General features: G+C 53.0%; 17 protein-coding genes. 4 read left to right on the top strand and 13 right to left on the bottom strand.

Going from position 1 to position 13,633, the window contains the following annotated elements:
• Nucleotide 1: 1 nt before the first annotated feature.
• The 12 genes from ACUXAC_RS02350 to ACUXAC_RS02295 all read right to left on the bottom strand — a co-directional run bounded on the left by ACUXAC_RS02350 (nucleotide 2) and on the right by ACUXAC_RS02295 (nucleotide 9,449).
• On the bottom strand, nucleotides 2-247 hold the full coding sequence (locus ACUXAC_RS02350; RefSeq protein ID WP_060441806.1) for a phage holin: 246 nt from the start codon (nucleotides 245-247) through the stop codon (nucleotides 2-4).
• Nucleotides 248-403: 156 nt separating this feature from the next.
• On the bottom strand, nucleotides 404-1,426 hold the full coding sequence (locus tag ACUXAC_RS02345) for a DNA-methyltransferase (RefSeq protein WP_060441804.1): 1,023 nt from the start codon (nucleotides 1,424-1,426) through the stop codon (nucleotides 404-406).
• Nucleotides 1,427-1,661: 235 nt separating this feature from the next.
• Nucleotides 1,662-2,336 (bottom strand): bacteriophage antitermination protein Q, encoded by a 675-nt coding sequence (locus ACUXAC_RS02340; RefSeq protein WP_454266435.1) that lies wholly within the window; start codon nucleotides 2,334-2,336, stop codon nucleotides 1,662-1,664.
• A complete protein-coding gene (locus tag ACUXAC_RS02335; protein WP_454266434.1) occupies nucleotides 2,333-3,370 on the bottom strand; it encodes a DUF968 domain-containing protein in 1,038 nt (345 codons plus the stop codon). Before ACUXAC_RS02335 ends, ACUXAC_RS02340 begins: the two co-directional genes overlap by 4 nt.
• A complete protein-coding gene (locus ACUXAC_RS02330; RefSeq protein ID WP_454266704.1) occupies nucleotides 3,367-5,217 on the bottom strand; it encodes a DNA cytosine methyltransferase in 1,851 nt (616 codons plus the stop codon). The genes ACUXAC_RS02335 and ACUXAC_RS02330 overlap by 4 nt, the downstream gene beginning before the upstream one ends.
• Entirely contained in the window at nucleotides 5,217-6,071 is an 855-nt protein-coding gene (locus ACUXAC_RS02325; protein WP_454266433.1) for a phage N-6-adenine-methyltransferase, read from the bottom strand. The genes ACUXAC_RS02330 and ACUXAC_RS02325 overlap by 1 nt, the downstream gene beginning before the upstream one ends.
• On the bottom strand, nucleotides 6,068-6,421 hold the full coding sequence (locus ACUXAC_RS02320; RefSeq protein WP_060441796.1) for a hypothetical protein: 354 nt from the start codon (nucleotides 6,419-6,421) through the stop codon (nucleotides 6,068-6,070). The genes ACUXAC_RS02325 and ACUXAC_RS02320 overlap by 4 nt, the downstream gene beginning before the upstream one ends.
• A complete protein-coding gene (locus tag ACUXAC_RS02315; protein WP_454266432.1) occupies nucleotides 6,418-7,509 on the bottom strand; it encodes a conserved phage C-terminal domain-containing protein in 1,092 nt (363 codons plus the stop codon). The genes ACUXAC_RS02320 and ACUXAC_RS02315 overlap by 4 nt, the downstream gene beginning before the upstream one ends.
• A complete protein-coding gene (locus tag ACUXAC_RS02310; protein WP_454266431.1) occupies nucleotides 7,506-7,685 on the bottom strand; it encodes a DUF4222 domain-containing protein in 180 nt (59 codons plus the stop codon). The genes ACUXAC_RS02315 and ACUXAC_RS02310 overlap by 4 nt, the downstream gene beginning before the upstream one ends.
• On the bottom strand, nucleotides 7,685-8,512 hold the full coding sequence (locus ACUXAC_RS02305; RefSeq protein WP_454266430.1) for a hypothetical protein: 828 nt from the start codon (nucleotides 8,510-8,512) through the stop codon (nucleotides 7,685-7,687). Before ACUXAC_RS02305 ends, ACUXAC_RS02310 begins: the two co-directional genes overlap by 1 nt.
• Before the next feature lie 240 nt (nucleotides 8,513-8,752).
• The gene (locus tag ACUXAC_RS02300) at nucleotides 8,753-9,226 is read right to left on the bottom strand and encodes a YmfL family putative regulatory protein (RefSeq protein ID WP_107227640.1); all 474 of its coding nucleotides are present in this window, start codon (nucleotides 9,224-9,226) and stop codon (nucleotides 8,753-8,755) included.
• A gap of 25 nt (nucleotides 9,227-9,251) precedes the next feature.
• Complete coding sequence (locus ACUXAC_RS02295) at nucleotides 9,252-9,449, bottom strand: Cro/CI family transcriptional regulator (protein WP_448175218.1); 198 nt, start codon at nucleotides 9,447-9,449, stop codon at nucleotides 9,252-9,254.
• Nucleotides 9,450-9,541: 92 nt separating this feature from the next.
• On the opposite strand from ACUXAC_RS02295, the gene ACUXAC_RS02290 reads away from it, so the two are divergent.
• Nucleotides 9,542-10,204 carry a LexA family protein gene (locus tag ACUXAC_RS02290; RefSeq protein ID WP_448175219.1) on the top strand — a complete coding sequence of 221 codons (663 nt, stop codon included), beginning with the start codon at nucleotides 9,542-9,544 and terminating at the stop codon, nucleotides 10,202-10,204.
• 372 nt (nucleotides 10,205-10,576) lie between these two features.
• Here ACUXAC_RS02290 and ACUXAC_RS02285 read toward each other — a convergent pair whose 3' ends face one another.
• Nucleotides 10,577-10,831, bottom strand: a complete 255-nt coding sequence (locus ACUXAC_RS02285; protein ID WP_072271230.1) for a hypothetical protein — start codon at nucleotides 10,829-10,831, stop codon at nucleotides 10,577-10,579.
• A 100-nt stretch (nucleotides 10,832-10,931) separates the two neighbouring features.
• On the opposite strand from ACUXAC_RS02285, the gene ACUXAC_RS02280 reads away from it, so the two are divergent.
• The 3 genes from ACUXAC_RS02280 (at nucleotide 10,932) to ACUXAC_RS02270 (ending at nucleotide 13,586) form a co-directional block, all read left to right on the top strand.
• Nucleotides 10,932-11,381: a hypothetical protein gene (locus ACUXAC_RS02280; protein ID WP_454266429.1), complete on the top strand. Its 450-nt coding sequence runs from the start codon at nucleotides 10,932-10,934 to the stop codon at nucleotides 11,379-11,381.
• A 969-nt stretch (nucleotides 11,382-12,350) separates the two neighbouring features.
• Nucleotides 12,351-12,722, top strand: coding sequence for a hypothetical protein (locus ACUXAC_RS02275; RefSeq protein ID WP_107227635.1), 372 nt, complete (start codon nucleotides 12,351-12,353; stop codon nucleotides 12,720-12,722).
• Nucleotides 12,723-12,764: 42 nt separating this feature from the next.
• A complete protein-coding gene (locus ACUXAC_RS02270; RefSeq protein WP_454266427.1) occupies nucleotides 12,765-13,586 on the top strand; it encodes a YfdQ family protein in 822 nt (273 codons plus the stop codon).
• Nucleotides 13,587-13,633 lie beyond the last annotated feature (47 nt).

The raw sequence follows: 13,633 nt of genomic DNA, 5'->3' as shown, positions 1-13,633 counted from the left end.
CTTAGTCCTCCGCCGGCGGTGGTGTGACATAACCGGCCTTGAGGGCATTCTCATAGGCTTTTGTCTGGCGGTGCTTGAAGTAGAAGTTCATCACAGCAGTGATTGCACCGATCACGAAGCCGCCAACTACCGCAACCTGATTCCAGTCGAGGTCATGAAGCCATTGCAAAATGCTACCTCCACACACCAACGTCGCAGAGGTGCAGTAAGAAATGAACGTGGTGATTTTCTCCGGCATGATTTTCATACCTCCCCCTTGTCGGGGCTTGGCCCGATCATCGGGTAGTGGATGGGGTTTAGCCTCCCGCCGTAGTCACTCGATGACAGGATGTGTGCGCAGTGGTTGACTGTTTTGGCAAGGAGGCTAAATGCGAAAAACCCCAGCACTTAGGCCAGGGTTCAATTACGGGAAGATCTCTCTTTGTGTTTGCTCAAACCGCTCCTTCTCAAGCTCTACCCCCAAACCGATCCGGCCAAGTTTGATAGCGGCTTTTATCGTTGAGCCGGAGCCCATAAAGAAGTCGGCCACCACATCGCCTCGCCGGCTGCTGGCGTTGATGATGTGTTCCATCATCTCTGCCGGTTTTTCACATGGGTGTTTACCGGGATAGAACGCCACCGGCGGATAATGCCAAACATCGGTATAGGGAACCGCAGCCGTTACCGTGAAAGTGCGCCGCAGCGATTTGTACTCATGGCACAATTCCAGGTATTCGCGGTTAAGCGTCCTGTATTCACGAACGAGATCGTGATGCGGTCGTTTCAATCCGCCGGCCTGTTGCTTCTCTTTAGCGATACGATCGAAAAGCTTCTGAAGCTTGAGGTACTGCGCTTCGCTCGGTAACTGCCATTGACTTTCGCTAAACCAGTGACTGGCCATCTGCCGGCCCGTCGCCTCGTTTATCTCTTTCGCCGATACACCCAGTGATTGCCGAGCCGACTTGAAATAGTCGATCAGGGGCTTGAAGACGTTCTGTTTCAGCTCTACGCATTTTATTGCGTAGCCATCGACCTTTGGCTGCAGTGGGCCTGCATAGTGGCCAGCGAAAATGATCCGCTCCGTTGCCGGGAAAAACGCGCGCAGCCCTTCTTTGTGCTGCCGTTTCCACGCGCCGGATGGTTTCGCCCACACAATATGGCTCAATACGTCGAACCGCTGGCGCACCAGCAGCTCGGTATCCGATGCCAGCCGACTACCGCAAAACATGTAAAGACTGCCATTCGGCTTCAGCACGCGCCAAAACTCCACCAGCAGCGAATCCAGCCAGGCCAGATAATCGGCCTCGCTTTTCCACTGATTATCCCAATCGCAGGACTTCACCCGAAAATAGGGAGGATCCGTTGCTATCAGGTCGATGCAGTCATCAGGCAGGGTTTTGATGTATTCGAGTGTGTCAGCGTTGACAAGACAGGTACTGGAGATCATAAGCGCCCTTGTTTGGTAGGCTCGTTCTGCTGTTCATAGCAGCACGGGCAAAGGTTGCTTGTGACTCTTCGACATGAGCGCCTGGCGGTCAGCGTGCAGTAACACTCTGATCGCCGCCCACTTCACAAACCAGAAATAAAAAACCCCGCCGAAGCGAGGTTTTGCGCCATTTGCAATTCTGGCAAAATATCAAATTAGCCTTAAATATGGCTCATTTTGTTCGGTTTTGCAAGTATCATGATGCTAAAAGTTTTGAACGCGTCGCGATCCTTTTTTTAGCAGTACACTGCAAGGATCCTGCATCAAGGGTTTCCACCATCGATATCAGCGTCTGCCAGTGGCCGCTGTAGATTTCTGACCATGTGGCCTTATTTACTCCCGACAATTCAGCCAGCTGCGTGTGGCTGTATTCACGCCCGATTACTGCGCCGCGGTTATGTGCTGCCTGCTGAACCGCCAACCACACCAGGCTTTCCAGACGTTTGCAAACCTTCTTCGTGATTCTTTTTCCAGCAAGCGACTCCTGCATCAGATCCCAAATATGGCGGCAGATCACCACCTGGCCGTTAAAATCGAGATCATTGGCGTAGCAATATCGGATCCATGCCCGCTCGTGATTTTCCAGCATTCCAACGGCGCGGCGCCATGACGCGGTGATGTAGGTCAGTTCATCCAACGGCGGCATTGGTTTCTTGTTCACTCGAGTTTCCGGGCAGTGCATAGGATCCACTGCTCGGCAGACTTTACGGCCATCCAGTTCAACGCTGCGCAGGCGCTTGCGCTTGAGGCGGGTCGTGTCTCCCAATGAATTCTCTTCGAATGCCGCCAGTTGCCCTTTACCAGACCGCTGAATATCCGCCAGTGCCACAGACAGTTCGCCGCGGACATACTCAATATATTGCTGATTCATCGTTTTGCTCCGCGTTTGTTTGCCGTGCTGATCGCCCCAATCCCAAATGCCTTATTCAGCGTGCGCACCAGGTGGAATAGCTGGCTGCCATGCTTGGCTTCCCATGCCGCTACATCCTTATGCAGCTCGTCATGGCATTTACGGGTAAGAGGAATGGTGAAAATGTCGTGAGGCTTGGTGCCAGTACCGCCCAGGCCATGATCGATGATGTGATGCGGGTCGTCTGCCGGTAGTCCGCAACCGCAGCAGCACGGCTGCGATTTCACCCATTGAGTATATTTTTCGCATACCCAGCGGGTCAGCTTTGGCCGCAGCATGAATCCCTCTGCTGGAGCCTCGTCAACATCAACGAGCAACGCCGGCTTAACTTTCTCCACGCTCTCGTTGATGATCGCCTTCGGTTCCTTATCCCAGACGATATCCGCCTCTTTACGCGTACCTGTTTCGACTGGCGCTGGTGGAAGGCGCAGTGCTGAGCGCGCCACTGAATCAGGCAGCAGATCGGAAACCCCTTTCAGCACGGCCCACCAGCATAATTCCGGCAGACTCAGCTGGTGGTCTTCCCGAAAATGAAAGTGAACCCGAGCCCGGTATACCAGCCAATCCGCGACGTTTTGTGCCGCAAGCAGATCCAGTGTGGCGTGCGTTTGCTCCCGCAAGATGTTTTCGTGATGCCAGCACAGACGTACCGGCAAGCCGTCATAATCCAGAATATCCATGTTGTGATGGTGATAACCATCGCCATGTGGCCACTGGCACTCGGTACCGCGGCTCAGCCACTCACGCAGCGCCGCAACACCACCAGCAGCGCCAATAACTCGCTCATGCAGGAAGAATGGCGACAGACGCGGATCATTTGCCAAGTCCTGATCGGCTACCGGCAGCAAACCCGATGGGAGTGGTTTTAGCTCTTCTGGTTCGTTGGCAATCAGCAGCCGACGCTGGCCGCTGAAATAATGCAGCAGGTCACGACCGGGGCGCAGTATCACCACGCCCAGATCACGCTGCAGGTAAGGAGTGAGCAGCATTCTCACGCAGCAACCTCCTTGCGATCGACACAGAGCTCTGGCAGATTGGCGCGCACCAAAGCTTCAGCAAATGGCGGAGGTACAGCGTTTCCACAGCGCGCGACCTGCTTGTCTTTTGCGTGTTTCTTGCCCTTGTAGTCCTGATCGATGATGTACCACTCCGGGAAACCCTGCGCGGCGTAGAGCTCATGCGGCTGTAGCATTCGCATGCCAATATCAACGATCTGGTAGTCGATGCCCTCTACTGTGACCAGGCCAAACCGGTCGTTCGTCGTTACTGTGTGCAGGGGATCTTCAAGGCTTACCCCCTCTTTCTCGTTGCCGTAATACTTCAGCAGAAACGCCCGGACTTCCCCGATATGCAGTCCGCCGGCGGTGATCGTCGGCATTGGCTCATTCAGTGATTGGCCATCCTTGCAGGTACCTCGAAATTTGATCAGGTTTGAGGTGACCAGAGCATGGTGATCGACAGTGGTGACTGTGTGCGCTGGTTCCGAGAGATTAGCGCCGGGGCCGGTGTAGTTGCCGCCAAAGTGTTTCGCCAAGAAAGCAGCCACCAGCTGGCTCTTGCCACCGCCACCTGCAGTGATCGTCCCGTTTGGTTCATCAGCAGCATGCCCAACGCTTTTCCCAAATTGACGTGCAATTATTGGCGCCACCAGCAGGTGTTCTGCTTTGGTGGTGACGGTCGTTAGCGATTTGCCCGCTTCATACGCCATGCGATCCTTGCCAAAGCCCGTCTGACCGATTCTTGCGATAACCGGAGCTACCAACGCGGCTCTCGACTCTTTCAGAACGGTGTGCATCGGCTGATCGACGCCACGCGGTTTTGCCTGATATTCCGATCCGCCAGCACCCGCGATCATAGGCGTGACCAACGCGTAGCCATGGGTTTTTGTGATCGTCTGCAGTGGCTCGTCCAGCGCTTGACCACGGAAGCAGTCATAGCTGCTCTTTGTGCTGGTATGGTTGCATTTCACGATGAATGGATTGGGGCTGTCGATCACAAACCGTTGGATGCCGCGCGCGATGCGACGCAGGGTGTTTTCGGCCAGCGGGCGCTTACGTTCAAAGATACTCGGGCATGGGATAGACCAGTCGATGCACTCAGCCGCCGTGCGCCAGGGCTTCAACTTACCACTTTGCACCTCGAGTGATTTCGGATCGCCGTGTGTTGGCTCCGGCCAGACGATCGGCTTACCGTCACAGCGCATCAGCATGAAGAAGCGTTTGCGGATCGTTGGCGCGCCATAGTCGCATGCCCGCAACTCACGGTATTCCACGTCGTAACCCAGGCCGGTGATCAACTTCTGGTGGTCTTCGCTACCAACATCGATGCCGAGGACTTCACAGCATTCAGCCAGAGCTGGGTGATCAGCACTGACGCCAGTGGACATGATGCCCACGAACGCCGCGAACGTTTCACCTGCACGCTCAGGGCATGGGTAGTCATTACCACTAGCATCGGTGACCAGCGGCCCCCACGTTTTGAACTCCTCAACGTTCTCCAGTGGGATCAGGCGCGGCTGCTTCTTCAATGCCCAGCGAACAACGATCCACGCCAAGCCGCGAATCTCTTTTTTAACCGGAGCGGCGCCCTTGGCCTTGCTGAAATGGCGGCAATCCGGGCTGAACCACGCCAACGCAACAGGATGCCCGCAAGTTGCCGCAACAGGATCGATATCGAAAACTGACTCACAGTAGTGCAGCGTTTCGGGGTGATTAGTTTCGTGCATCGCAATGGCGTTTTCATCGTGATTGATCGCAATGTTCACGCTGCGGCCGGTGGCCATCTCAATACCAGTGCTAGCGCCACCGCCACCAGCGAAATTATCGATAATCAGTTCATTGATCATGCTGCTGCTCCCATAGCGATGGACAAATTTTGAATGGTGTTGACGATCTCGGGCTCCTGCATGCCCTCGAGTTTCAAACGGTTGATATGCTGGCAAAGCTTCTGGCGCAGGCTATCGTGCAGTTGATCCACCCCATCAACCTGCTGCAGCAGGAACAGCACCTCTTTCGGCCATACCGTGTTTGCGGTTTCCACCTGCTGCACAGCAATTTCAGCCGGTGCCAGACGCGATGCCTCACGGCGAATTTGCGCCAGAAATGCCGCGCCTTGAGCCTCCAGCTGGTTGCGGCTGATGTAAGCAGATGCCGGGCCACGCCAGTTTTTGTCGAAGACGGCAACCGCCCCCGCAAAGAATGCCCCTGTCGGCACCTGCTTTTCGTCCGCCGGGACAAACCAAAGGGGCAGATCGAAGCCCAGACGTCCGCGGATAAATGCTATGTGGTCGGCCTGTTCCGGCCACCAGGTTTCAGATGTGGCAGCCTTGATCAAGAAGACGTAGCGCCCGCCCTTCTCACGCATTTCCATCGCCTTGGCCATGATGTGAACCATGCCGGTGATGTACTGCCCTTCATGCTGTTGCGCGCGGGAATACGGCGGGTTTGCGAAGGCGGCGCCGTTCAGTTCCTGCAACTTTGCCGACCAGTCCTGGGTTAATGCGTTATCCTCAGCCGTATAGAACGAGGCGCATTTGCTGTTTTCGCCATCGGTAAAAAGATCCAGCACCAGCGGCCCGAACATGGCATTGATGCCCCAAAACAGCGCGTCGGTGGTGCGCCACTGATCGCCAATCTCTTTCAACTCATGGGCAGGCTGAGCCCGCAGCGCAGCTAGCTTTTCGCAATACTGACTCATGCTGCTTTCTCCTTTTCAGTGGCGGCCACCAGCCGGTAGAAATAGACAGGCCGGCCCGTTTCGGGATCCTTTACAGTCCGCTTTTCTTTGATTAATCCGTGTGTTTTTGGATCCACTTCCCTAAGTCGCGCGCTGATCGCCGCTTGGGTATCTGCCACGAAAAACATCATGAAAACCGTTCTTTCCAGCTTGCGCAGCGTCATCCATTGCGCGCCCACAGCAGCCTGAATAACTCGGCCCATCTGGGTTTCAGGGTTGTCCTTAAGCATTCCCGCCAGCACCAGCTTGCGAATGCCGCTGTTGATGCGTTCGCTCTCAAACACGTCAACGGAGATCGTTAAATTGTTCACGCTGCTTTTCCTCCATTCAGGTGCTGAGCACAGTCGGCCCAGATGCGGTTCCATGTTGATACGGCATAATCAGCATTTCGGCTGGATCGAACGCCCGCCTTACTGGCTTCGCCGCGAACCATTTCTTCAAGAGCGCTTGGGTTTTTCTTCTGCAATTTCCGCCCGAGAAAACGCAGATAAGCCGCGTCTCGCTCGGAGTGATCACCAGCGTCGGCAGACTGGCCAGGCTTCAGCCATTTCCCATCGACACACGCCGGTCGTCCGCTTTCACGCCATTTTTTTGCCTTCTCGAAATATTCTGCGCAGTTCTCTGGGCCAAACAGGGTCTTTGGTCGCAGGTAATCGCTCATTTTCGGGTCGTTCAGCCATTTGGCTGTCAGATAGTCCACGATTAGGATCAGGTCAGCGGCAGTGTAGTCCTCAGCCAGACGGCCCCGGATGTAACCCATCGTGGTTTTCCCAGCCTTGTAATCCGAGTTGGTGGTGCTGTTGAAATGGGTTAAGACCAGTTCATCAGGGGAAACAATTTCGTCGGTCGGCTCGTCCGACTGACAAGGGTTTTGGATCTGTTTGTGGTGATCTGTGTACTGATCTGTATAGAGATAGGATTCCGCAGTTTCGCGGCATTGTTCACGTGAATCTGCGGAATCCATTACGCGATCCTGCGGAGTCGATTCCGTAGCTTTGCGTTTTCCATTCCGTGATTCTGCGGAGTCCACCAGCGGCGGGAAGATCAGCCCGATCAGCTTGTCACCATCAATGCGATAATGGTTCTTCGGCGTGCCGTTAACCTTCCGCAATGAGACTTCAATAACTCCCGGTAAATATTTAGTGCGCAGCTTACTCACTACACGCTGAACCTGATTTTCGCTGACTCCGCGCAGTTCGCCTGCAAGTTCCTCGTGCGTCTTGTAAAACCAGCCATCATCCTGTGATGACTTCCCTGTCCAGAACACAAGCTGATTCAATACGGCAGCCAGGGCAAAGGCCTGCTGATCATTGGCGAAATAATCCAGATAGGGGCCGGGAATCACTATGCAGTTCTTCTGTCCAGACATGGCCTGAACAACCTCAAAAATTCTGCTCATACTACAGCTCCGGTAAAGCGCGCCCAGAAGATGAATAGCGGACAGGCACACGGCCAGTCATACCCAGGACGTTTATAAATAACTTTCTCGTTTTCAGTGTCATGACCTGTAATGATGACGACGTGGCCATGGCTATCGCGCCAGCTTGTGCCGATCTCGGGGTATTTAGCCGCCATTAGCCATGCCCCCATTCGTCATAGATGCGCTGCAGCAGACGCGGAAAGCGGCTTTCGTAGAAATGCGGCTGGGTTTCGCGCGGACTGCGCGGATCTGTCAGATTCTTGCCATACACAAGACCTGCACTGGTAACGCTCCAGAACTGCTTGGTGCCGTGGCGCGTACTTGGCCTGTGTTTGCGTTCCAGAATGCCCAGACGCTCGAGTATGGCGTTGGCGCTTGGCGTGCTGAGCTCTGAACCATGACGTTTAAGCAACGTCGTCAGGGCTGCGGTAGAACGGCTGGAGCCGTCAGCAGCATCCGATGGCGCGTCTACTGCATAAGCAGGCATCAGCGCAGGGACACCGGCGAACTCTTGCAGGCGCTGCAGCGCACCGAGGCGGGAGGAATTGGACAAGTTCAAAAGTTTGGTAGCTGATTCGAGGATCAGCAGGCCGCATTTAATCTGATCTTCTTTTGCCGCTGGCAACGCAACGATCTGCCGATCTTCCAACGCCGTCATTCGGTCGTATACCTTCGCCTGCAGCTCGTAGCTGTAGCTCATCGCCATCAGACAGGCTTCACGCTTAGGGAAACGGTAAATTTTGCGAACGGCCTGTGCGCCGTTCCCGGCGGTGAAAATATCATCAAGGAAAAATTTCCCTGATGTTGCTTCACCCAGCACCCGAGGGACTTTCTTCAGGAAGTCATTGTGCTTGAGTTCAGCATGCCCTTTGCTTGGAAACTCCGCCCCGACGTTTTTGGCTTTTTCAGCACGATCGGCATTGATGTAGTCCACCAGCTCGAGGCTGGTCATTGTGATTTCGGACGCAGGCAGATTAGTCATGGCCCACCCCGCATAATTGAGCCCCGCCATCTACCACCCAGCGCGCAAACTGGTAGTTGCTGGGTTCCCATTGGCCCAGTACATTTACCTCATACCGGAATGGCGCAGCTGATTTACCGCCCGGCATTGCCCGGCAGCGTATTTGCGGCACCATAGGTTTTCTGGTTAAATTGCCCATGCGATTATTTCTCCACACACGATTTATTCGCACCCCGACGCCCAGAGCTGCAACTTTGGGCGTCAACCTTTCTGGCATTTGGCCTTCTTGCCAAATAGCGCCAGCACAGCCCTAACCTCTGCGTCTCGCGCCTGCAAATGCTTGCGGTGATGACGCATGATCTCGGCGGCTTCTTTGTCGTCAATGACTCCATCTGCCAACGATTCCTGAATGATCTGATCCACATGGCCGCGATGCGCCGCCGTGCGGATGCTCTTGCTGAACAACTCCACCTGATCCAGTTCTTCCAGTGCAGGCAGCTCCACCACCAGCAACCCGCGCCGCCGAGCAAAATACTCGGTCAGCAGATTGGTACCGGATATGTCCTCCATCGCTTCCAGCTCCCCTATCTCGAAGAAGCGGCACCCGTTCTTCTCGTAGAGGTTGTTGTTGAACGCCGTTTCGGTCATGCCCAGGGCGCCAGCCATCGCCGAACGGCCACCAGCAAACGCCTTACACATTCCCTTCACTACTTCTTTCAGATTTGCCTCTACCATGTTGTTTTTCCTTTGGTAGTTACTGTTATGCAGCTGATGCCGTAGACTTCTTATACAGTTCAGGCTGGTATTTAAGTTCTCCGCCGGTTAAGTGGTCTATTCTCATTGCCTGTTTTTCGGGGATAACTTTTCCCCATCGGCATACCGCTGGATGCTTTATTCCCAAGGCCATAGCGGTATTCACAACACCGCCAAAATGGGAAATTACTGTTTCTTTGTACATAGAAACTCCTTATTGATTCACACGCTAAAGGTAACAAAAGGTACATTACAAAGCAAACACCTTTCACGTCTTAATCGCGTAACATTGGTTACATGAAAACAGCAATGAACGACAGAATTCGAATGCGAAGGCTGCAGTTGGATATGACCCAACTTCAGTTAGCAAAGGCCGTAGGTGTGAGCAGGGTATCAGTCACCAAATGGGAAGCTGGTGTCACTCAACCTGATGGGGAAAACTTACATGTTTTGGCTCGGGTTTTATCGTCTAACCCTGAATGGTTACTCTATGGTAAGGGTGATGAAACTTACCCTGATGATACAAAGCTAAAACCCATTGCAGCGGCACCATTCAGTGTCCCAGTAATCTCTTCAGTGCAGGCCGGATCATGGACAGATTCCTACACAGCAGCACGTATTTCAGATGTCCTTAGGTGGTGTAGTACAACAGTGAATGTTTCGGATGATGCTTTTGGCCTCGATGTTCGTGGTGAATCTATGACTAACCCTCACGGTCTTCCCACAATCCCAGAAGGATCAACAGTTATCGTTGAACCACATTATGGCTCTGTTGAAGAATTATCTGGGAGAATCGTCGTTGCTATGATCGATGGGAGTAGTGAGGCCACTATAAAAAAATTAGTGATTGATGGCCCTAATAAATACCTGATGCCACTCAATCCAAACTTCAAACCAATCGAGATAGATGGTAATTGCCGCATAATCGGCCGCGTCGTCCAGGTAACTCAAGACTTGTAACAATCATCACGAGCCCCATTCGGGGCTTTTTTAGCCCCCTCAATGTAACTTTAAGTACATTTCCACTTGACGCAAAAGGTAACCATAGTTACATTAATCACATCAACAGCGAACAGGCAGGATGCCCACGAAGTAGCCGCACGAGGCGCACGAAGATCAGGATGATTCGCTCAGGTGACTTTCTGTAAGAGGTTTAGGCGATGGACAGCATTAAGCAAAAGCTTCTGGAAAAGGTTTCACGCATGGAGCAGGCCGCCAATCGTGGCATTAAGTGCTCAGCGGATCCGAAGTTGGCTCAGGAGCCGGGAAGAATTATCAGCACTGAGCAGTGTAAGTGGACCCTGCAAGACTGCATGGCATTCAGAGAAATGATTAACGAGTGTTTTGGATCATCCGAATAGTTTGTTTTTCGGTCATGCCAATGCCTTGTATGAAAACGTTGATTCGTTCGCCCCTGGTTTCATTTAACAACGTTTGAGAACCGTGATGATCGGCATTTCCAGAGACCACGTCACCTTTTTCAACGACATAACCGCCAAGTAGTTCAGCAAGGACAAATTCTCCTCTGCTGTCACGAATAGCGATGAATCCGATCCGGCGTTCGTGGTGTACAACGACTCCGCGCATACCAATTTCCTTCTTGGTTGTGTGAGAACCACCAAGATACCACCGCCGCCCGAGGTGGAGAAGTTTAACCGGGCACCCCAATAAACAAGAGGATAAACAAGTGGAACATCTGCAAATTCTCGGTTCGTTCATGGACACAACAGGCCAACGCTGGGCCTTCGACAAAGAAGCCATCCACGCCATCGACAGCGCCGACGGCGAAGAAATGCACCTCTACCTCGAGCACAGCTTCGAAGCGCCTACCGCTGAACTTTGTGCGCAACTGATCCGCGTCGAAGTAGAACCCGCCACAACTGAGAACTTCGTGGACGGTTCGGCGATGTTCAACATGCGGTCGCAAGAAGTTAACGGTAAGCCAAACGGCAGAATCATTGCCGACTTCCAGTGCCGGGACCAGTGCAATTGCGAGATCGAATTTGGCAAAGACAACGAGACGTTCTGCCTCACCTTTTTCAGCGAGGACGGCAGCATCTACTTAGAGCGCGATGCAGCGATCGCTTACGCCAAAAAGATTCTGGCAATGGCCGGGGCAGACAGCAACGCGCAATAAGGCGCACCGAGGCAATCATGAGTGAACGAGGCGCATGGTGGTTGTTAATGGCTGTTTTGTGTCTGGGTTTTTGGTTGGCGGTTGGTTTTTTAATTTTGGTGGCTGTCGCCGGGTGACCGGCGCACATCGGAATGCTCACTCAGCCGATTCCCTAAATTCTGGGAGCGGTGAAGGATCTTGACCCATGAGTGAGCAGCCCAATGTGAAGCGTCTTTTCTCCCCTGCTGCTATCAGCTTCGGCTATGACGGCTTCAGAGGGAACATGAGAACCGGGAGCCTGCCCCATGACGAGAACAGGCACGTGAATGGAGGTAAGCATCATGTGACAAGTAAACGGGCCGACCGTAGATACCGGCCAGCCGCATCAGTGGTAATGGCCAAGTTCCCCCCGGCGACGGAGTGAGGGAAAGGTGGCGATAAGCATCACGTAGTTCCGGTTGGCGCCCGGTTAACGCATCAGTCAGCTAAAAATGAAGGGTCATTCGGAGTTATGCGGCGGCATCCGAAATGGCGAGTCCGCCGAGTGGGTACGTTCAGCGGTTTGCTTGCTATCCCCACCATGTTGGCTGGAAGGTCAGCACACAACGGCAAGAGCACTGACGAGCAAGGCATAACGACTGGTTCAATTCCAGCCACCTAATGAGTTAGGCGATGGGCAGGGAAAAGCTCCGTTCAATTCGGAGACCGGCAGTGCTCTTATCATTGTGGTTCAAGGCTGGAAACTTCGGGGGCGTTGTTTACCAGCCGCCACAACCTAGTAATTGCTGTGTGTAGTCTTTGGCGGCCACGCTGAACTTCAACCAACAAGGGGTGAAGATAATGTTCATAGGCTGGCCGCCCTTTTTACACATCAGGTGGCGCACTGTGCCGGTTCCAATTCATTTCTGCACAGTATGAACACCAGCGCGGTGCGCCACCTGATGTGTGGAGAAAACCGCGGCTATCGCCGCTTCGTGTGAGGAGTATTCAATGAGTGATGACCGCAAGACCAACGTGCCGGACTTTCTGGGCGAACTGGATGCTGGCGTGTTTCAAAATAAAATCTCAGCGGCTTTAAACGCTACTGCCCTGGGTGTTCTCAACAATGGCGGCAAAGGGAAGATCGTTATCACCTTTGATATTGACCGCTTGAGTAATTCAGTTGAAGAAAAGCGGGTCGGTATTAAGCACCAACTGAAATTTGTAACCCCTACCCCGCGTGGCAAAGTGTCAGAGGAAGATACCACCGAAACACCAATGTACGTTGGTAAGGGCGGCAAGCTGACTATTTTGCAGGAAGATCAAGGGCAATTATTTACTGTTGGCGGGCAGCCAGACGGTAAATTAAAAGTCGCGCAGTAATTTCGCGATCTCGTCAACTATTAATCAATAGGACTAAATAATATGTCACAATTAGACGGCTCAGCCATCGAGCAAATTAAGCATCTGGCTATCGGCGCTGCATTCATCCAAGATCTTAATCATGTTGATTGCCCGATCGCTGTTTTACCAAAAGATGTGAACGTTGAAAGTCTCGAACGTTATCACGATCTGCGCTTTCGCTTCCGTGGGAACATGGAAACAACCAGCATTCCCGATTTTGTTAAATACTCCACCCAATATGCAGGCGAAGGCGTTTGCTGCTTCATCGATGCAGATCGTATGCAGGCCGAAACGATCTTCAACATTGGCACGCTAGACGAACCCGGCCATGCTGATAATAAAGCCTCGATCACCCTGAAAAAAACGGCCCCATTCTCCGGGCTGCTCGATATCAATGGCCGCAAGCAAGGCCAAAAAGAACTGGCAGAGTGGCTGGAAGACAACCGTGATTTCCTTACCGCGTTCGATGCTGATGGCGTTGTACTCGATATTAAGCAAGCCGTAGGTGCTGTCCGACGCATCACTATTGAGTCCGTCTCCACCTCTGACCATGAAGAGAACGATTTCAGCGGTAAACGTTCACTCATGGAAAGCGTGGAGGCCAAAAGCAAAGACGTTATGCCAGCCGCTTTTGAGTTCAAATACGTGCCGTATGAAGGTCTGAGCGAGCGTCCATTCAAACTGCGCTATAGCATAATCACCAATGACAAACCGATCCTGGTATTACGCATCGTGCAATTGGAAAAAGCAGAAGAAGAAATCGCGGTCGAATTCCGCGACCTGCTGACCAGCAAGTTTGACGGCGTAGAAGTAGAAACCTTCATCGGTAAATTTAAAGCTTAATTCAATATGTAATGCAGCCTCAAATACCCCAGCAATGGGGTATTTGG

Source organism: Serratia sp. 121840015-1 (assembly GCF_053627655.1).
Note: the sequence above shows the minus strand (reverse complement) of the source record. Positions and strands in the feature narration are given on the sequence as shown.